We start from the raw sequence: 19,514 nt of genomic DNA, 5'->3' as shown, positions 1-19,514 counted from the left end.
GGGTGGCCGTGGGAACCCGGCCGCCCCGGCTACCGGAGTCCGCGCAGGAACCCTTCCGTGCCGGACGGGTCGCCGATCCGCTGCCGGAGGGTGTTCCGCGCCGTCAGCAGCAGCGACGCCAGCTCGGCCAGCCGCTCGGGGCCGAGCCGGGCGGTCGGCACGGCCAGGGAGACCGCGTCCCTGGCCGGCCGCTGGTCGGGGACGGCCACCGCGAGACAGCCGAGGCCGGTGTCGCTCTCCTCCTGCTCGGTGGCGTACCCGAGCCTGCGGGCCTCGGCCAGGTCCGCGAGCAGCGCGTCGGCGGCCACGCGGGTGTGCGGCGTGAGCGTCGCGAGCGGCCAGGTGAGCAACTCCCTGACCCGCTCGTCGGCGTACTCGGCCAGCACCGCCTTGCCCAGCGCGGTGGCGTGCGCCGGGATCCGCCGGCCCACCGCCGAGAAGATCCGCAGCTGGTAGCGGGACTCCCGCTTGGCCAGGTGGACCACGTGCGAGCCCTCCAGGCGGCCGTAGTGCACCGTCTCGCCGGTCTGCTCGCTCAGCCAGTCCAGCACGGGCTCCGCCCGGACCACGACGTCGTCGGTGCGCGCATACGTGGAGCCGACCAGCAGCGCCTGCACACCGATCCCGAACCGGGTGCCGGTGGCGTCGGTCTCCAGCCACATCCGGCGCTGGAGCGTGCGCAGGATCGAGTGCAGGCTGCTGACCGGGACGTTCAGCTCCCTGCTCAGCTCGCTGAGGCTGCGCCGGTGCGGCGCGGAGGCGAGCGCCTCCAGAACGGCCAGCGCGCGATCGGCCGACTTGACCGGCTGGAACGCGGGTTCACTCGTCATAGGACGTCATTGTCCCCCTCCTGGTGGGGCTGCGCCCTCGGCGGTGGGGCAGCGGCCCGCGGCGGTAGGGCCGCGCCCCCGAAGGGGCGCGGGGAACTGCGCGAGCAACCCCCACCGGCCCGCGGCCCGAAAAGGAAACCGCGAGGGGCTGATGGAAACCGGGCGCCGGGCGCGCTCCGCGGGGCCTCTTCCGCGGTGCCGGTGCCGGGCTTCTCCACGCCCGGGGTGGGGCCGCGGCGGACGGCGGGCGACGGGCGGCGGGCGGGGCAGGCCGGGCGGCACACCGTCCGGTGCCGTCAGGCCTGAGTCGTCTGGAGGTCGTTCTCGGGGTCGCCGGTGGTGCCGGCGTCCGGGGTGGCGCCCAGTTCCTGGATCACGCTGTCCAGGTGGGCGCGGATCGCGTCCTCCGCCGCGGGGGCGTCGCCCGTCACGATCGCCTCGATGATCGCCAGGTGCTGGGGGAGGGACTGCGAGGGGCGGCCGGGGCGCATGGCCAGGCGGAACTGGTAGCGCACCATTTGTCCCTTAAGGCGCTCCAATAGCCCATCTGCCACCTTTTGTCCGCTCATATCCGCGATGGCCGCATGGAGCTGGCGGTTGAGGGCCGAGTAGGAGCTGAGGTCGCCCCGTGTGACGGACTCGCGCATCCGGTCGCCTATGGTGCGCAGCGCCTCGCGGTCCTCCGCCGAGGCCAGTTGGGCGGCGCGGCGGGCGCACAGGCCTTCCAGGGCGGCCCGGCACTCCGTGATCTGGATCGCCTCCTCCACGGAGATGACCCGCACCCGCGCGCCCCGGCGCGGCACCAGCTCCACCAGGCCCTCCGCGGCGAGGTCCTGGAGCGCCTCGCGCACCGAGCTGCGGGTCACCGAGAGCGACTCGGACAGCTCCTGCTCGACCAGCCGCTGCCCCGGCACCATGTCCCCCGACGACAGCGCCTTTCGGATCGCCGTGCTGACCACGCGCCGTCCCGCCTGACCGGTGAGCCGGTTCTCCGCCACCCCTTGCCGCCTTCCTGGCTCCGTCACTCGACTCGGGGGAGTTTATCCCCCGGCCCCCGGCGCTGACGATAACAGTGACTTTTTCGTCGAAATTATTGTCAACAATCTGGTCAACCGTTACGTTGACGCAGACACCGACGGAGGGAGAGCAATGGCGCTGCCTACGACGACCCCGGCGCCCGGGCCCACGGACGCCGGACCAGGTCCCCGCATACGGGGCGGCCAGGCCGCCGTCCCCTGCTGGTTCATGCGCGGCGGCACCTCACGGGGCCCGTTCTTCCGCGCCGCCGACCTGCCCGCGGACCGGGCGGCCCGGGACGCGGTGCTGCTGGCGGCCATGGGCTCGCCCGACCCCCGCCAGATCGACGGCCTGGGCGGTGCGAACCCGCTCACCAGCAAGGCCGGCATCGTGGACCGCAGCACCCGGGACGGCATCGACCTGGAGTTCCGCTTCGCCCAGCTCCAGCCGGACAGCGACGTCGTCGACACCACCCCGAACTGCGGGAACATGCTCGCGGCCGTGGTCCCCTTCGCCGTCGAGTCCGGCCTGCTGACGCCGTCCGGGGACACCACCACCGCGCGGGTGCTCACCCTGAACACCGGCCTCACCGCCGAGATCACCATCCGCACCCCGCAGGGCGAGCACGGCCGTTACGTCGACTACGCCGGCGAGGCCCGCATCGACGGCGTGCCCGGCACCGCCGCGCCCATCACCATCGGCTTCCTGGACACCGCGGGCTCGGTCTGCTCGGCCCTGCTGCCCACCGGCCACGTCCGGGACCGCGTCGAGGTGCCGGGCACCGGCCCCGTGGACGTGACGTGCATCGACAACGGCATGCCGCTGGTGATCGTGGACGCCGCCGCGCTCGGCCGCACCGGCCGGGAGCCCGTCGCCGCGCTGAACGCCGACACCGAGCTGAAGGACCGCCTGGAGAGCCTCCGGCTGGTCTGCGGGGAGCTGATGGGCCTCGGCGACGTACGGGAGAAGAACTACCCGAAGATGACCCTGGTCTCCCGCCCCGCGCACGGCGGCGCGATCGGCACCCGCAGCTTCATCCCGCACGTCTGCCACGAGTCCATCGGCGTCCTCGCCGCCGTCACCGTCGCCACCGCCTGCGTGCTGGACGGCACCGTCGCGCACGACCTGGCGGACCTGGCTCCCGGCACGGACGTCACCGTCTCCGTGGAGCACCCGGCGGGCGAGTTCACCGTAGAGCTGGGCCTGGACCCGGCCGACCCCCAGCAGGTCAAGAAGTCGGCCCTGCTGCGCACCGCACGGCTGATCATGGCCGGCGACGTCCTCGTCCCGCTGAGCGCCTGGCACCCCGCCGCCCCGTCGGCCACCGCACCCGAGGAGCACCGTCGTTGATCATCGACATACACGGCCACTACACCACCGCGCCGCCGGCCCTGGGCGCCTGGCGCGACCGGCAGATCGCGGGCCTCGCGGACCCGGCCGCCGCGCCCGACCCCGCCGAGCTGCGCATCGGCGACGACGAGCTGCGGGAGAGCATCGAGGCGAACCAGCTGCGGCTGATGGACGAGCGCGGCATCGACGTCACCGTCTTCTCGCCGCGCGCCTCCTTCATGGCCCACCACATCGGGGACTTCACGACCTCCGCGCAGTGGGCGGCGCTCTGCAACGACCTCTGCCACCGCGTCAGCACCCTCTACCCGGAGCGGTTCGTGCCGGCCGCGATGCTGCCGCAGTCGCCGGGCGTCGACCCCGCCACCTGCCTGCCGGAGCTGCGCCGCGCGGTGGAGGAGCTGGGCGCCGTCGCCGTCAACCTCAACCCGGACCCGTCCGGCGGCCACTGGACCGCGCCGCCGCTGACCGACCGCTCCTGGTACCCGCTGTACGAGAAGCTCGTCGAGTACGACATCCCGGCGATGGTGCACGTGAGCACCAGCGACAACGAGGCCTTCCACACCACCGGCGCGCACTACCTCAACGCCGACACCACGGCCTTCATGCAGCTGGTCCAGGGCGACCTGTTCGCGGACTTCCCGACGCTGCGCCTGGTCATCCCGCACGGCGGGGGAGCCGTGCCCTACCACTGGGGCCGCTTCCGGGGCCTCGCCATGGCGCTGAAGAAGCCGCCGCTTCAGGAGCACGTCCTCGGCAACGTCTTCTTCGATACCTGCGTCTACCACCAGCCCGGCATCGACCTGCTGCTCGGCGTGGTCCCGCACCGCAACATCCTGTTCGCCTCGGAGATGATCGGCGCCGTCCGGAGCGTCGACCCGGACACCGGTCACCACTTCGACGACACCCGCAGATACCTGGACGCCGCCGGTCTGCCGCCCGAGGAGCTGGCCGCGATCCAGGAGCGCAACGCCCGTCACGTCTACCCCCGTCTCGACGCCCTGCTGGCCCGTCAGGGCCGCTGAGAAGCGCGGAAGGAACGAAGTAAGCCATGGACGAACTCGGAGTCGTGCACCGCACCATCACCCGTGCCCCGCGCGCCGACGTCGAGGCCCTGAAGCCGTTCGGGGTCGCCACCATCCACGAGGCCATGGGCCGCACCGGCCTCCTGCACCCCCGCATCCGGCCCGTGTACCGCGGCGCCCGGATCTGCGGCCCCGCCGTCACCGTCCTCCTCCAGCCCGGTGACAACTGGATGCTGCACGTCGCCGTGGAGCAGGTGCGGCCCGGCGACGTCATCGTGGCGGCCTGCACCACCGAGTCCACGGACGGCTTCTTCGGCGAGCTGCTGGCCACCTCGGTCCGTGCCCGCGGCGGCACCGGCCTCGTCATCGACGGCGGCTGCCGGGACGTGGCGGAGCTGGAGGAGATGGACTTCCCCGTCTTCAGCCGCGCCATCAGCGCCAAGGGCACCGTCAAGGCCACCCCCGGCTCGGTCAACGTCCCCGTCGTCTGCGCGGGCGCGCTCGTCCACCCCGGTGACGTGGTCGTGGCCGACCTGGACGGCGTGGTGGTCGTACCGGCCGGCCGCGCCGCGGAGGTCGCCGAGGCCGCCTGCAGGCGCGAGGAGAACGAGGCCGGCAAGCGGGAACGGCTCGCCGCCGGCGAGCTGGGCCTCGACATGTACGGCATGCGGGAGCCGCTGGAGAAGGCCGGCCTGCGCTACGTCGACTGAACCGGAGCACCGCGCGGCGCCGCCCGACCACGGCGCCGCGCACCCCGCAGGGGGCCGAGAGGGGGACTCGCCACCGCACCCGGGACGCACCCCGGGGCACCGCCCACGAGGAGAACCATGAGCGCAGCATTCACCAAGACGCCCGGGTGGCTGGACTGGCACCCGAACCCGTCCCGGCCCGCCTTCCGGCTGCCCGCCGGCACCGTGGACACCCACTGCCACGTCTTCGGGCCCGGCGACACCTACCCGTACGCGCCCGAGCGCAAGTACACGCCCTGCGACGCGAGCGGCGACCAGCTCTTCGCGCTCCGCGACCACCTCGGCGTCAGCCGCAACGTCATCGTCCAGGCCACCTGCCACGGCGCGGACAACAGCGCCATGCTGGGCGCCGTCCAGGCGTCCGGCGGCCGGGCCCGGGGCATCGCGACGGTGCGTCCGGACGTCACCGACGCCGAGCTGCGGCGGCTGGACGCGGCCGGGGTGCGCGGGGTGCGCTTCGCCTTCCTCAAGCGCCTGGTCGACACCGTGCCCACCGAGGACCTGGCCACCGTCGCGGCGAAGATCGCCCCGCTCGGCTGGCACGTCGTCCTCTACTTCGAGGCCGCGGACCTCCCCGACCTGGAGGACTTCTTCAGGGCGCTGCCCACCCCGCTGGTGATCGACCACATGGGCCGCCCCGATGTGACCAGGCCCGCCGGCGGTCCGGAGTTCAGCCGCTTCCTGCGGTTCGTCGAGCGGGGCGACGTCTGGGTGAAGGTGACCTGCCCCGAGCGGCTCACCGCCACGGGGCCCGCCGCGCTCGACGGCGAGCAGCACCCGTACCGGGACGTGGTGCCCTTCGCGCGCCGGGTGATCGAGGAGTTCCCCGACGCCGTGCTCTGGGGCACCGACTGGCCGCACCCCAACCTCAAGAGCCACATGCCGGACGACGGCCTGCTCGTCGACTACGTACCGCAGGTGGCCGTCACCCCCGAGCAGCGGCAGAAGCTGCTGGTCGACAACCCCATGCGGCTCTACTGGCCCGGCGAAGCCGGCTGACCCCGCCGCCCGGCCCCTCCCCCCTCCCCCCGCGCCCGGGGCCGCTCCGCTCCCCCCTCACCCCGCACCCCGCACCCCCTGGACAAAGGCGTTCCGATGCACCACACACCTGCACAACCCGTCAACGCGTTCAACAGACTGAACCGGCTGCCCGCCGCCCGTTTCCACAAGGTCACCATCGCCATCGTGGCGTTCGCCTACTTCTTCGAGTTCGCGGACATCAACAGCTTCTCGATCACCGCGCCGCGGCTGGTGAAGCTGTGGGGCGTCACGGTCAACCAGGTGGCCTATGTGACCTCGCTGTCCTTCGTGGGCATGTTCATCGGAGCGATGGCCGCGAGCTGGATGGCGGACCGGTGGGGCCGGAAGCGGGCGCTGACGCTGACCACCGTGTTCTTCGGGGTCTTCTCCCTCGCGTCGGTCTTCTCCTGGGACGTCGTCTCGCTCGGCGTCTTCCGCGTGCTGACCTCGGCCGGACTGTCCGCGATGACGGTGGTGGCGGTCATCTACGTCAACGAGCTGTATCCGGCGGCCATCCGCGGCAAGTACCAGGCCTACGCCATCGTCATCGGCATCTGCGGCACCCCCGCCACCAACCTGATCGCCAGCGCGACCGTGCCGCTCACCGACTGGTCGTGGCGGCTGGTGTACCTGTGGGGCGCGATCGGCCTCTTCTACCTCCTGTTCGCCAGGCGGCTGAAGGAGTCGCCGCGCTGGTTCGAGAGCAAGGGCCGCCACCAGGAGGCCGAGGCGGTGCTGCGGGAGATAGAGGCGCAGGTCACCGCGGAGAAGGGCGCCCTGCCCGAGCCCGCGCCGCCGGTGCCCGAGCAGGAGCCCGTGAAGGCCCCGCTGCGCCTGCTGCTGCAGAAGAAGTACCTGGCCCCGACCCTGCTGCTCACGGTCCTGTGGGTCACCCAGACCATCGGGTTCTTCGGCTACTCGACCTGGGCGCCGACCCTGCTCGCGAAGCACGGCTTCAGCGTCGGGAGCTCGATCTTCTACGTGTCCCTCACCACGGTGGGGGCGCCGCTCGGGTCCTACCTTGCGGCCCTGGTCACCGACCGCTTCGAGCGCAAGTGGTGCCTGGTCGTCTTCGGCGCCGTCATCGCGGTCTGCGGCCTGCTCTACGGGCTCACGTTCAACCCGGTCCTGATCGTCGCCTTCGGCTTCCTGGTCAACCTGGTCGAGCGCGGCTACACCGCGCTGGGGTACGCCTACTCACCGGAGCTGTACGACACCCGGGGCCGCTCGCTGGGCACCGGCTTCTCGTACGGCCTCGGCCGGCTGTCGAACGCGGCGGGCCCGCTGATCATCGCCTCGCTCTACAACGGCAGCGGCTACCGCAGCGTCTTCTACTTCATCGCCGGCACCTGGCTGCTGGGCGCCGCCGTGCTGGCCGTCTTCGGCCCCAGCACCCGAAAGGCGCGGCTGGCCACCACCCAGGCGCCCGCCCCCGCGGAACGGGCGGCCGCCTGACGGCACGGTGACCCGACGGCGACGTTTGGTATCGCTCCTGCGTTCGATTCGCCGGAGTTATACTGATACGTTGAGTAATGTCGTTATGTCCCCCACCAGGAGCAGGCGATGGACGCGCCCGCCGGACCGCCGGACGACCAGGGGTTCTTCTTCCCTGTGCTCGCGACGGCCGTCGTGGACGGCGGGGGAACGATCGTGGGCTGGTCCGAGCCGGCCGCGCGGCTGCTGGCGCGGCCGGCCGAGGCCGTGTCCGGGCGCCCGGCCGGCGATCTGCTCGCGACCGGCGCGCGATGGGGCCCGGAGGACGGTGTGGCGGTACCGCGGCCGGGCCCCGGCAGGACCCGGCTGCTGCACGCCGACGGGGGCGCCGTGGAGGTGGCGTTCTGGGCGGAGGCGATGGGCGGCTCGGCGGGCGCGCTGCTGATCCACTTCGTGCCGGCCGGGTCGGCCGTCGAGTGGGGGCAGGGGGTGGCGCTGTTGCGGGCGCTGCTCGGTCAGCGGGAGATGGGGATCGCCCTGCGGCGGCGGGACCTGACGCTGGAGCGCACCAACATCACCTCCGGGATGTTCGGGGCCCGGGCGCTGCATCCGGGTGAGCGTTTCGACGGTGTGGTGCGGGGCGTTGACGCGGCTCAGGCGGAGGCGATCCTCGGGGAGGTGCTGGAGAGCGGGGTGCCTGCGATCTCGCGGCAGCACAAGTGGCGGTCCGGGGAGCGGCCGCCGCAGGATCGGACGGTGTCGGTGTCCGCGTTCCGTATGGAGGATGCGCGGGGTGAGCCGTCGGGGGTCGCCGTGGTCGTGGAGGACGTCACGGAGCAGGAGCGCATCCGCAGGCAGCGCGAGCTGCTGCACAGCGCGGCGACGCGGATCGGTTTCTCGCTGGACGTGCGGCGTACCGCCGAGGCGCTGGCGGACGTGGTCCACGACCTCGCCGACATGGTGGCGGTGGACCTCACCGGCCCGGTGCTCGACGGGGAGGAGCTGGCGCCGGCCGTCCGCGGCCGGAACCGCCTGGTCCGCGCCGCCGTCGCGGCCACCGGCGGCTGGCCCGAGCACATGCTGGGGGTCGGGGACCAGCAGCCGCCGCTGCCGGACAGCGTCCAGGTCAGGGAGATCCTGCGCGACCGCTCCGTCCTCCTCGACAGGCAGGGAGCCATCCGGACCCTGGCGGAGGACGAGGGGCTGATCGGGCTGCTGGTGCCGGAGGACGCGCACTCGCTCGTGGTCTCCCCGCTGTTCGCACGCGGGATGATGCTGGGCGCCGTCACCGCGTGGCGGACCGAGCGGTCCCCCGCCTTCGACGACGGCGAGGTGCAACTCCTCGACGAGATCAGCTCCCGTGCGGCACTCGGCATCGACAACGCCCACCGCTACGCCTACGAGCACCGGGCCGCGGTCGGGTTGCAGGAGCGGCTGCTGCCGCGTGCGGTGACGGATCTGACGGCCGCGCACACGGTGGGGGCGTACGCACCGGCCGGGGGTGGGGCCGGGGTCGGCGGGGACTGGTTCGACGTCGTGGAGTTGCCGTCGCTGCGGGTGGCCTTCGTCGTGGGCGACGTGGTGGGGCACGGTCTGTCGGCTGCGGCGGGCATGGGGCGGCTGCGCACGGCGGTGCAGAACTTCGCCATCCTGGAGCTGGAGCCGGCCGAGGTCCTCGCCCACATGGAGGACCTGGTGCAGCGGCTGGCCGCCGAGACGCCCTCCACCCGCAGCGACACCATCGGCGCCACCTGCATGTTCGCCGTCTACGACCCCACCACCCGCCAGTGCACGTTCGCCAGTGCGGGGCAGCCTCCGCCGGTGCTGGTGCGGCCCGATGGCGGTACGGAGCCGGTGGACGTTCCGCCGGGGCCGCCGTTGGGTGTGGGTGGGGTGCCGTATCAGTCGACCACCATCACGCTGGACCCGGGCAGTCTTCTGGCGCTCTTCACCGACGGCCTGTTGGCGCTGGAGCCCTATGCGGATGGTGACGGGCAGCGCCGCGTGGAGCAGAGGCTGGCGGAGCTGTGCCGCTCGGGGCGGACGCTGGAGGAGGCCGGCGACGAGCTGCTGGAGGCGGCGGACCGCACGGAGCCCCGCGACGACATCGCCGTGCTGCTCGCCAGGACGAACGGCGTGGACCCGGACGCCGTCGCCGCCTGGGAGTTCCCCGCGGAGGCGGGGTCCGTGGCCGAGGCCAGGACGGCCGCCTCCCGCCAGCTGGACGCGTGGGGCCTGTCGGACCTCTCCTTCAACACCGAGCTGGTGGTCAGCGAACTCGTCACCAACGCCGTCCGGTACGCCTGGGGCCCGATCCGGGTGCGGCTCATCCGCGACCAGGTGCTGATCTGCGAGGTCAGCGACCCCAGCAACACGCAGCCGCGCCTGATGCGGGCCGGGGGCACCGACGAGGGCGGGCGCGGGTTGTTCATCGTCGCCCAGTGCACGACCCGCTGGGGCTGCCGGTACGGCCGCCAGGGCAAGACCATCTGGACCGAACAGCCCCTCCAGGCGAGCGAGAACCCGCTCGTCGGGTTCCCCGGCGTGGTGTAGGCACGACCGGCCGGTTCTCAGGCGGGCCGCGTCCCGACAGGGGCGCGGGGCGGTGTCCTGGGCCCGTGTCACGCGCTGCTCGGCTCCAGGACGAGGCACGCGTTGTGGCCGCCGAAGCCGAAGCTGTTGGTGAGTACCGGGCCCCCGGAAAGCTTGCGGGGCTCACCGGTGACCACGTCGAGCGCGCAGCGCGGGTCGAGCCGGGTGAGGTTCGCCGTGGGCGGCGCCAGCCCCTCGGCGGCGGACAGCGCCGCGATCACCGCCTCCAGCGCCCCGGCGGCGCCGATCGCATGCCCGGTGACCGCCTTGGGCGCGGTGACCGGCACCGCGCCCGGGCCGAACAGGTCGCTGATCGCACGCGCCTCCGCCAGGTCGTTCAGTTCCGTGCCGGTGCCGTGCGCGTTCACATGCGCGACGTCCGCGGCCGCCGCGCCGGCGTCCGCCAGCGCCATCTCCATACAGGCCCGCGCCCCGGCACCGTCCGGTTGAGGCGCGGTCAGGTGGTGGGTGTCGCAGGTGCGGCCGTACCCCGTCAGCGCCGCGTAGACCCGCGCCCCCCGCGCCCGCGCCGCCTCGGCACGCTCCAGGACGAGGAACGCGGCGCCCTCGGCCAGGACGAAGCCCCGCCGTTCGGCGTCGAAGGGCCGCGCCGCGGTCGCCGGGTCGTCGAAGCCGGTGGCGAGGACCCGGGCCCTGCGGAAGGCCAGCAGGGTGGTGAGGGTGAGCGAGGCCTCGTGGCCGCCGGCCACCACCACGTCGGCACTGCCCGCCCGGATCATCTGCATGCCCTCGCCCACGGCGTGCGCCCCCGAGGCGCAGGCGGTGGAGACGGTCAGGCCGGGCCCGGCGATGCCGAACTCCGACGCGATCCAGAACGCCCCGGCGTTGTGCATGATCTGCGGCATGTAGAGGGCGTTCGGCCGGCCGAGCCCGTTCTCCAGCGTGCCGGCCCCGCCCCGGCCGGTGCCGGTGACCACGGCCCGCCGTCCGGGCGGGGCGGCCAGACCGCCCGCGTCCCGTACGGCGTCCGCGGCGGCGCAGAACGCCAGCTGCGCCGAGCGGTCCGCGCGTGCGGCCTGCCGCGGCGTCAGATAGCCGGCCGGGTCGAAGGTGGCGATCTCACAGGCGGCGTCCCAGACGGATCCGTCCCCGCCCGAACCGGCCGCCGACGGGCCCCCGCCGGGGAGCGGACCGCGCACGGCGGCGGGACCCCCACCGGTGGCGGGACCCCCGCCGGACATGGCCCCCGCGTCGAAGCGGCGCAGCACGGCCGCGGGGCGCGGCGCGAGCAGCGCCTCCCACAGGGCCGCCGGGCCGGCCCCGGCGGCGCTCCGCACGCCCAGGCCGGTGACCACGACCCGCCGGTCCTCCCTCATACGGCGCTTCCTTCCGCCGCGTCCCGCCCGCGGAGCTGTACGACGAGGTCCGCCATGTCCCCGACCGTGCCCACGTACCGGCCCTCCGGCAGCACCAGGTCGAAGGCGTCCTGGACCGCGACCCCCAGCTCGATGAGGTCGAGGCTGTCCGCCCCCAGGTCCGCCACCAGGCGCGAGTCGGGCACCACCGACTCCGGCGGCACGCACAGCGTCACCGCGCACACCTCGCGCAGCACCGCCATGACCGCATCCCGGTCCACCGCCATCGTTGCCTCTTGCACCACGTCACCTTTCACTTCGCACTGGACTTGATCTGCCGACCCGGCTCCGTCCGTCCGGATCCGGCCGTCGGATGGGGAAACTGCTGAGGGGAACTGCTGATCGGGGACTGCTGGTCGGGACTGCTGATAGGAACCGCCGGGGGAACCGCTACCGCGGGGTCGTGAGCCTCGGGCCGCCGCCGTGCGGCAGGTCCGTGCGGGGCGGGCCGGCCAGGTCCGCGAGTGCCGTCAGCTCGCGGTCGACGGCGGCCGCGAGCGGGGCCGCCTCCCCGGGTGCCAGTCCGGTGGACGTGGAGAGCGTGAACGCGCCGCCGGTCTGGACGAGGGTGAAGCACGCGGCACCGGGGCCGGCGAAGGGGGCCCCGGCGACCTTGAGCAGGGACCGGCCGAGCAGTGTGCACGGGCGGCCGGAGAACTTGAACGCGTTGCAGAGCACCGGGGCGTGGGCGGGGGAGTGGTGGAGCGCCGACAGTGCCCGCGCCGCCCAGGGCCCGGGGCGCCCGAGTGCCTGGAACGCGGCGACGAGCGCCCGGTGCGCCTGCCTGCGGGAGCCCACGCTGGCGGTGATCCGCCGGCAGGCGTGGAGGCGGGCCGCGGGGTCGGCGAGGCCGATGGGGAGCGGGATGCGTACGGACGACACGAGGTTGCCCAGATCCTGCGCCCGCTGCGGGGTGCGCAGGTCGAGCGGCAGCACCCCGTACACCGGCGCTGTCCCCCCGGGCCAGCACGACGGCGGACCGTAGTGGCCGCGCAGGCCCCCCGCGACGGCGCTGAGGAGCAGTTCGCTGAGCGTGGCGCCCGGCCCGTCGGAGGGCAGGTGACGGGCGGACCGCACCACCGCGGGGCGGACGTCGGTCAGCACCAGCGACGGTGCCGCGCTGTCCGGCTCGGGGCCGGGTGTGGCCTGGCTGCGCCCCACCATGGCCCGCAGCTCCCGCCACAGCTCGCCCCGGGCCGCGGCCTCCCGGGCCGGCTCGGGGAGCCGGCGGTGGGACACGGCGGCCTCGTCCATCAGCAGCCGCATCAGCGTCACCAGGGAACGCCCGTCGAGCAGGGCGTGGCCCGCCAGCAGTACCAGGGCGAAGTCCCCGCCGAGGGGCGGCTCCCGGACCAGCACGAGCCGCCAGAGCGGCAGGCCCGCGGGGAAGGGCAGCGTGCCGGCGGCGGCCAGCAGGTCGTCCAGCGTGCCAGCGGCGACGTCGACATGGGCACCGGCGTCGAACCGCTCGCCGGCCACCCACCGGTGGCCGCGGACGGCGCCGAGCCGGGCCGGGGGCGGCTGGAGCGTCCAGCTCATCCGGGGCAGCGCGCCCCACCGCTCGGCGACCCGGGAGCGCAGGTCCGCCGGGGCCGGCGGGTCCCCGGTGAGGACCGCGACGAGACCGATGGTGCACGGCCCACCGCTGACGGCCTGCATCTCGTCCGCGATCGACAGTCGTATGCGCGTCGTCACTTGCTCTCCCGTGGCTCAGGTGTCGGTGGCGCGCACGCCCGCGGGTGTGGCATCGCGGCGTGCGTTCGGGTGCGGGCGGCCGGTGGCCCCGGGGGCGGTGCGGTGCCGCCGCGGCGGGGCCGCCCGTCCATCGGCGGGACGGCCGGCGGACGGCACGGCCCGCCGCCGGTGCGCGCCCGGCGGGGCGGTCGTGGGGCGGGGCAGTCGTGGGGCGGGGCTAGGCCCGCCCGGCGGGGGATGCGCCGGCCTGCCCGGCAACCGCCGGACCCGTCACCGGCGATGGTCTTCGTACGGGGCGCCGGCCGGCAGCGGCGCACGAACCGTCAGCGGCCCGCGGGCCGCCGGCTGTGCCCGGCCGGTCGGCCGCGCACGACCCGCACCGCGGAACGTCCCGCCCCCGCCCCCGTCCTCGCCCGCCCGTGGCCGGCGTCGGTCCGGATGCCGACGGGAACTCCCCCGGGACGGCCCACGGCCGAGACGCGCTCTTGCTCACGCCCCGACCAACGACCATCCAAACCGAAAGTCACACCACCGCCGCCCGCGCCGTGCGCCGCTCGGGCCGCCCCGGCGCACCCGTCGTCCGCCGGCCCGGGAACCGCCCGCGCGGCGGCCCTTCCGCGCCACGGGACCGACCCGAACTCCTCTGGCCCTCCCGCACGGTTGTGCCAGGGCGCCGAGCGTGCCGCGGGTCCGTGGGGTGTCCGATCGGCGCCGCACCGGCACCCCGGTGAACCCTGTGGGGCGTGTGCGGGCCCGGGCCGGTAGCGTGCCCTCCATGGCTGATGCCGGACCGCACTCCGCGACCGACTGGGAGTACGCCCTGTCCGCCGGTGACGAACTGGTGGTCGCGCACCTGATGACCACCGGGTCCGGCGGCCCGGTGCACGCCCGGCAGGCACATGTCGTGGTGGTGCTGGCGGCCGCCATCTGGGGCCGGGCGCGGCACGACGGGCTGCACGGCCCGGGGACCTCGGCCGTGCGGCTGGACGACCTCGCGCGGCTCCTGGAGGGCGGCACCGACCAGGCGGTGGTCGCCGCGCCGGCCACGGCCGGGCTCGGTGCCGAGCAGCTGGCCGAACTGCTCGGCGACGCCGCCGGCCTGGGCGAGGCGGCGAGCCTGGCCGGGGACGTGGTCGCCGGTCACCTGGCCACGGGCGCGCGCACCATCGCGGAACTCCTCACCCGGGACCGGCGTGCGGAGATCCTGCGCCGGCTGGAGGAGAGCTGGGAGTCCCGTACCTGACGAGCGCCGCCGTCCCGCCGGCGGACAGGCTCCGCCGTACGCCTTCCCGGATGCCGCGCACCGGCGGGCGCGTACCGGTGGGCGCGTACCGGTGGGCGCGCACCACACCGGGCACGGTGGTCGGCCCGGGAGGTTCACCGTGCGGACGTGTCCGTCGTCCCCGTGGGGAATTCCTCGATGCCGAGGACCCTCAGCAGCTCCAGCCGCTCGCGGGTTCCGGCGTCCGCCGGGGTGAGCACCAGCAGTTGCTGGCCCTGGTCGGGTGTGACCAGGGTCTCGCAGTCCATCAGCAGGCGGCCCACCCGCGGGTGCACCAGGGTCTTGCGGTCGGTGCGCCGGACGGCCACCTCGTGCTCGGCCCAGAGCTGGCGGAACTCGGCGCTCGCGGCCCGCAGCCGGTCGACGAGTCCGGTGACCGTGGGGTCCTTGAACCGGCGGCCGGCGGCCGCGCGCAGGTCGGCCACGAGCCGGCGGGCGTGGTGCTCGTGCTCCTCGGGCGGGCGGACGGTACGGGCGGCGGGGTCGGTGAACCAGCGGTACACGAGGTAGCGCCGGTCGCCGGAGAAGCCGGTGCAGTCGCCCGTCATCAGGAGGGACGTCCGGTTCTGGGCGAGGACCTCGGTCAGGTCGGAGAGGACCAGGGCCGGGGTGTCGCCCAGCAGGTCCAGCATGCGTATCAGCCCGGCGCGGGCGAGGCGGGCCACCCCGTCGGCGGGCGGGGGCCGGTGGCCGGCCAGGTGGAACAGGTGGTCGCGCTCGTCGTCGGACAGCCGCAGCGCCCGGGCCAGCGCGCCGAGCAACTGGGTCGAGGGCTGACTGCTGCGGCCCTGCTCCAGGCGTACGACGTAGTCCACCGATATGCCGGCGAGCATGGCCACCTCCTCCCGGCGCAGGCCGGTGGTGCGGCGGCGGGGGCCGTCGGCGATGCCGACCTCCGCCGGGCGGATCCCCTCCCGGCGGCGGCGCAGGAAGTCGGCGAGCTCGTCACGTTGCATCGGTCCATGGTCCCCCGCGGGGACGAGCCCATCCAGGGAGCGGCTCTCCCAGGATGACCGCTCCGCTCCCGCGGACCGCGGCGCGGGCGCAAGCTGGTGGCGGATCGACGACGAAGGAGAACGCGATGCAGACACGAACCCTGGGCAGCACCGGTCCGGCCGTTTCCGCGCTGGGCCTGGGTGCGATGGGCATGTCGGGCGCCTACGGCGCGGCCGACCGGGGGGAGAGTATCGCCACCGTGCACGCCGCGCTGGACGCCGGCGTCACGCTGATCGACACCGGCGACTTCTATGGCATGGGTCACAACGAGTTGCTGCTCGCCGAGGCACTGCGCGGCCGGGACCGGGACAGCTACACGCTGAGCGTCAAGTTCGGCATGCTCCGGGGCCCGGACCAGGGGTTCGGCGGGCCCGACAACCGTCCCGAGGCGGTGAAGAACTTCCTGGCCTACTCGCTGACCCGGCTGGGCACCGACCACATCGACGTCTACCGTCCCGCCCGGCTGGACCCGGCGGTGCCGATCGAGGAGACGGTGGGCGCGATCAAGGAGATGATCGACGCCGGGTACGTGCGGCACATCGGCCTCTCGGAGGTCGACGCGGCGACGATCCGCCGGGCGCACGCCGTGCACCCGATCGCCGACCTTCAGATCGAGTACTCGCTGATCTCCCGCGCGGTGGAGGCGGACGTCCTGCCCACGCTGCGGGAGCTCGGCATCGGCCTGACCGCCTACGGCGTCCTGAGCCGCGGCCTCATCTCCGGGCACTGGTCCGCCGGCCACACCGCGGGTCCCGGCGACAGCCGCGCCTTCAGCCCACGGTTCTCGAGCGGCAACGTGGAACACAACCTCGCCCTCGTGGCGGCCCTGCGCCGGATCGCCGAGGCGAAGGGGTGCACCGTCGCCCAGCTGGCCATCGCCTGGGTGGCCGCACAGGGCGAGGACATCGTGCCGCTGGTCGGCGCCCGCACCCGCGAGCGGCTGGCCGAGGCGCTGCCCGCGATGGAGCTGGACCTCACCGCGGACGACCTCGCAGAGATCGAGAAGACGATCCCCCCGGGCGCGGCACGCGGCGACCGCTACCCGTCCGCCTTCATGTCCAGCCTCGGCGTGGGGAACTGACCACGCCGGGGCCGTGGAGGCCGGGAGTGACATGGTGAGGGGCGCGGGGAACTGCGCGCTCAACTACAGGGGACCCGAGGATGGCCACTGCCTCGGGGGGCTGCCTCTGACGCACAGGCCGTCGGCCGAAGGCGACCGGACCGTGCCTGGGAGGTGAGGACGCCTGAGGCGCGCCGCAGGCGCCCGAAGGGGGCGCGGGGAACTGCGCGCTCAACGACAGGAGACTCGCGGATGGCCACTGCCTCGGGGGGCTGCCTCTGACGCACAGGCCGTCGGCCGAAGGCGACCGGACCGTGCCTGGGAGGTGAGGACGCTTGAAGCGCGCCGCAGGCGCCCGAAGGGGGCGCGGGGAACTGCGCGCTCAACCACAGGGGACCCGAGGATGGCCACTGCCCCAGGGGGCTGCCCCTGACACACGGCCCCCGGCCGAACGCACCGCACGGCCCACGGCCCCCGGCCGAACGCACCGCACGGCCCACGGCCCCCGGCCGAACGCACCACACAGGCCCCCGCCCAAAGCGAACCGACCGTGCCTCAGAAAGCCGAAGGCCGACCCGGAAGCTCCCGCGCCAGCGGGTCGGCCCCGAGGAACCGCAGAAGCTCGGCCCGGGTGGGCGCGGTGGCCGGCCCGTGCCGCCCCACCGCATACGCCGCCGCCGCGTTCGCCGCCCGAGCCGCCGAAGACGGAGCAACCCCCTCCGCGAGGAGCGTGAGGAAGACACCGGTGTGCGCGTCCCCCGCCCCACTGCTGTCGACGGCGTCGACGGGAAACCCGGGCACATGGACGGGCCCGCCCCCGGGCGGAGCGAGGAAGCAGCCGTCCCGGTCCGCACGGACGAGGACACCCGTACCCGGCCCGAGCCGGTCACGGAGCGCCGCGGCCGCCGCCGCGGGCCCGTCCGCCCCGGACAGCAGCCCCGCCTCGCGGGCGTTGCAGCTCAGCCAGTCCGCGCGGGTGAGCACAGGGTCGAGCACCGCGGGAGCGATGTCCGCGACGAGCGGCCCGGGGTCGACGCAGACGGTGACCCCGGCCGGCAGGCCCGTCGTGAACCGGGCGAGCGGCGGCCCCCCGGACGGCTGGGCGAGGCTGTAGCCGGAGAGGTGCACCACGTCGTCGGGCCGGAGCAGGGCCGCGACCGCCGCGGTGTCCGCGTCGGTGACGGTGGCCTCGACCCCGAAGCCGGTCACGAAGGTGCGCTCCCCGGGGTCCACCAGGGCGACGGTGAGCCCGGTGTCACCGTCGCCCCGCGCCGGCAGCAGTGCCGTGATCCCCTCGGCGGCCAGCGCGGCGCGCGCCAGGTCGCCGTTGGGCCCGGTGCCGTGCAGCCCGGCGTAGGCCGCCTCGCCGCCCAGTCTGCGCACCGCGACCAGGGTGTTGAAGCCGCCGCCCACGGTGCGTTCGGTCCGGGTGGCGACCATGTCGCCGCCGCGCTGCGGCAGCGCCGGCACATCGAGGACCAGGTCGACGATGACATTGCCGACGAGGACGAAGCGGCGGCCCATCACCGCACCTCGGCGGCGTCGGCCGACCCGGCGGACCCGGCGGGCGCCACCGCCGCGGCCGTGCCGCCCGCGCCGGCCCCGTCCGCGCCGGTCCCGTCGGAGCCGGGCACGGGCCGCGCGCACACCCCGTACAGCAGCGCGCCGAGGGCCATCGCGATGGCCCAGCCGAGTCCGTTGGTGCCCAGCCAGCTGTGCGCGAACGGCCCGGAGAACCAGACGTCGTCCGCGCTCGTGGCGGCCTCGGTGAACAGCAGCCCGCCGACGATCGCGACCGCCCACGCGAGCACCGCGGGGACCCGGAAGCCCGCCGTGTACCAGTAGCGGCTGGTGCGCCGGGTGTCCATGAGCCCCGCCGGGTCGAACGTCCGGCCGCGCGCCGAGTCCACCAGCACGATCCCGATCCACGCGGAGATGGGGACGGCGAGCAGGGTGAGGAAGGTGGAGAAGGGGCCGTAGAAATCCTTGGAGATCAGCATGAAGTAGATGCCGCCGAGGAACATCAGGACGACGTCCAGGCCGACCGCGAGGGGCCGGGGCACCCGCACCCCGAGGGTGATCATGGTGAGCCCGGCGGAGTAGGTGGACAGGTGGTTGGACATCAGCAGCCCGCCGAAGGCGGCGATCAGGTAGGGGACCGCCATCCAGGACGGCAGCATGCCGTTGATGGCCGCGACCGGGTCGGAGTCGGCGGCGAGCGTGCTGTCGCCGGCGGACAGCAGTGAACCGAGGGAGATCAGCACCAGCAGCGGGACGCCGGCCCCGAACGCCGAGGCCACCACGAGCCGTCCGCCGGGGATCCGCCGGGGCAGGTAGCGCGCGTAGTCGGCGCCCGCGTTGGCCCAGCCGATGCCGGTGCCGGCGGCGATGAAGCCGATGCCGCCGATCACGGCGCTGAGCGGCCCGGTGTGCGCGTGCACCACCTTGCTCCAGTCGACGGTGTCGACGAGGAACCCGATCACGACCAGGTTGAGCAGCCCGAACACCACGGTCGCCCACTTGTTGATCCACATGATCGTGGCGTGCCCGAGGCCGCTGATCAGCAGCGTGCACGCGATGAAGACCAGCAGGCAGAGGAGGGTGAGGGGAGTGCTGCGGCCGACGCCGAAGAGGTGGTTGAAGAGCGCGAGCAGCGCATAGGCGGCGGTGGTCGTGCTGATCGTCTCCCAGCCGACCCGGCTCAGCCAGCTCACCAGCGTGGGCCCGGCGTTGCCGCGCTGCCCGAAGACGGCCCGGGAGAGGGTGAGCGCGGGGGCGCCGCCCTTCTTGCCCGCGAGGCTGAGCACACCGACCAGCGCGAAGGAGCCGAACGAGCCGATGAGGGCGACCGCGATCGCCTGCCAGATGTTGAGCCCGCGGAACGCCACCAGGGTGGCGCCGAGCGGCAGGCCGAGGATGCTGATGTTGGCGGCGAACCAGGTCCAGAACATCTGGCTCGCATGGCCGTGCCGTTCGCTGTCGGGTACGGGCTCGATGCCCCGGGTCTCGACGGTGCCGACGCGATCGCTCGTCGTCGTAGCGGTCATGACGGGACCTCCTTGCGTGGTGCGGTGGGCGTGTGGGGCGGGGG

Annotated in this window: 16 protein-coding genes; 8 read left to right on the top strand and 8 right to left on the bottom strand. The window is 74.3% G+C overall.

All coding sequences use genetic code 11. The features are described from left to right. Positions 1 to 29 precede the first annotated feature (29 nt). Positions 30 to 830, bottom strand: coding sequence for an IclR family transcriptional regulator (locus tag ACSMXW_RS12935; protein ID WP_485806290.1), 801 nt, complete (start codon positions 828 to 830; stop codon positions 30 to 32). Between the two features lie 296 nt (positions 831 to 1,126). Then, complete coding sequence (locus ACSMXW_RS12930; RefSeq protein ID WP_485806288.1) at positions 1,127 to 1,828, bottom strand: GntR family transcriptional regulator; 702 nt, start codon at positions 1,826 to 1,828, stop codon at positions 1,127 to 1,129. A 151-nt stretch (positions 1,829 to 1,979) separates the two neighbouring features. Between ACSMXW_RS12930 and ACSMXW_RS12925 the strand changes: the two genes are divergently transcribed. The 6 genes from ACSMXW_RS12925 to ACSMXW_RS12900 all read left to right on the top strand — a co-directional run bounded on the left by ACSMXW_RS12925 (position 1,980) and on the right by ACSMXW_RS12900 (position 9,975). Beyond that, positions 1,980 to 3,197: a 4-oxalomesaconate tautomerase gene (locus ACSMXW_RS12925; protein WP_485806286.1), complete on the top strand. Its 1,218-nt coding sequence runs from the start codon at positions 1,980 to 1,982 to the stop codon at positions 3,195 to 3,197. Then, positions 3,194 to 4,219 carry an amidohydrolase family protein gene (locus ACSMXW_RS12920; protein WP_485806285.1) on the top strand — a complete coding sequence of 342 codons (1,026 nt, stop codon included), beginning with the start codon at positions 3,194 to 3,196 and terminating at the stop codon, positions 4,217 to 4,219. Before ACSMXW_RS12925 ends, ACSMXW_RS12920 begins: the two co-directional genes overlap by 4 nt. A 26-nt stretch (positions 4,220 to 4,245) precedes the next feature. Then, positions 4,246 to 4,929 carry a 4-carboxy-4-hydroxy-2-oxoadipate aldolase/oxaloacetate decarboxylase gene (gene ligK / locus ACSMXW_RS12915; RefSeq protein WP_485806284.1) on the top strand — a complete coding sequence of 228 codons (684 nt, stop codon included), beginning with the start codon at positions 4,246 to 4,248 and terminating at the stop codon, positions 4,927 to 4,929. Between the two features lie 117 nt (positions 4,930 to 5,046). Continuing rightward, on the top strand, positions 5,047 to 5,967 hold the full coding sequence (locus tag ACSMXW_RS12910; protein ID WP_485806282.1) for an amidohydrolase family protein: 921 nt from the start codon (positions 5,047 to 5,049) through the stop codon (positions 5,965 to 5,967). Positions 5,968 to 6,063: 96 nt separating this feature from the next. Continuing rightward, a complete protein-coding gene (locus tag ACSMXW_RS12905) occupies positions 6,064 to 7,443 on the top strand; it encodes an MFS transporter (protein ID WP_485806280.1) in 1,380 nt (459 codons plus the stop codon). A gap of 108 nt (positions 7,444 to 7,551) precedes the next feature. Beyond that, positions 7,552 to 9,975, top strand: a complete 2,424-nt coding sequence (locus tag ACSMXW_RS12900; protein WP_485806279.1) for a SpoIIE family protein phosphatase — start codon at positions 7,552 to 7,554, stop codon at positions 9,973 to 9,975. Positions 9,976 to 10,043: 68 nt separating this feature from the next. On the opposite strand, the gene ACSMXW_RS12895 is transcribed toward ACSMXW_RS12900, so the two are convergent. From ACSMXW_RS12895 to ACSMXW_RS12885, 3 genes are all read right to left on the bottom strand, one after another. Next, positions 10,044 to 11,351: a beta-ketoacyl-[acyl-carrier-protein] synthase family protein gene (locus tag ACSMXW_RS12895; protein ID WP_485806277.1), complete on the bottom strand. Its 1,308-nt coding sequence runs from the start codon at positions 11,349 to 11,351 to the stop codon at positions 10,044 to 10,046. Further along, positions 11,348 to 11,632: an acyl carrier protein gene (locus tag ACSMXW_RS12890; RefSeq protein WP_485806276.1), complete on the bottom strand. Its 285-nt coding sequence runs from the start codon at positions 11,630 to 11,632 to the stop codon at positions 11,348 to 11,350. Before ACSMXW_RS12890 ends, ACSMXW_RS12895 begins: the two co-directional genes overlap by 4 nt. A 148-nt stretch (positions 11,633 to 11,780) precedes the next feature. Beyond that, positions 11,781 to 13,085, bottom strand: a complete 1,305-nt coding sequence (locus ACSMXW_RS12885) for a wax ester/triacylglycerol synthase domain-containing protein (protein ID WP_485806274.1) — start codon at positions 13,083 to 13,085, stop codon at positions 11,781 to 11,783. Between the two features lie 775 nt (positions 13,086 to 13,860). Here ACSMXW_RS12885 and ACSMXW_RS12880 point away from each other — a divergent pair. Then, positions 13,861 to 14,328, top strand: coding sequence for a hypothetical protein (locus ACSMXW_RS12880; protein WP_485806272.1), 468 nt, complete (start codon positions 13,861 to 13,863; stop codon positions 14,326 to 14,328). A gap of 134 nt (positions 14,329 to 14,462) precedes the next feature. Here ACSMXW_RS12880 and ACSMXW_RS12875 read toward each other — a convergent pair whose 3' ends face one another. After that, positions 14,463 to 15,323, bottom strand: coding sequence for a helix-turn-helix transcriptional regulator (locus tag ACSMXW_RS12875; RefSeq protein ID WP_485806270.1), 861 nt, complete (start codon positions 15,321 to 15,323; stop codon positions 14,463 to 14,465). 125 nt (positions 15,324 to 15,448) lie between these two features. Here ACSMXW_RS12875 and ACSMXW_RS12870 point away from each other — a divergent pair, with 125 nt between their 5' ends. Beyond that, complete coding sequence (locus ACSMXW_RS12870; protein WP_485806268.1) at positions 15,449 to 16,444, top strand: aldo/keto reductase; 996 nt, start codon at positions 15,449 to 15,451, stop codon at positions 16,442 to 16,444. A 534-nt stretch (positions 16,445 to 16,978) separates the two neighbouring features. Here the strand turns inward: ACSMXW_RS12870 and ACSMXW_RS12865 are convergent. Next, a complete protein-coding gene (locus ACSMXW_RS12865; protein ID WP_485806267.1) occupies positions 16,979 to 17,947 on the bottom strand; it encodes a PfkB family carbohydrate kinase in 969 nt (322 codons plus the stop codon). Then, the gene (locus ACSMXW_RS12860) at positions 17,947 to 19,470 is read right to left on the bottom strand and encodes a purine-cytosine permease family protein (protein WP_485806265.1); all 1,524 of its coding nucleotides are present in this window, start codon (positions 19,468 to 19,470) and stop codon (positions 17,947 to 17,949) included. The genes ACSMXW_RS12865 and ACSMXW_RS12860 overlap by 1 nt, the downstream gene beginning before the upstream one ends. Positions 19,471 to 19,514 lie beyond the last annotated feature (44 nt).

The organism is Streptomyces sp. DSM 116793 (assembly GCF_057320905.1).
This window is presented reverse-complemented; position numbering and strand designations above follow the sequence as displayed.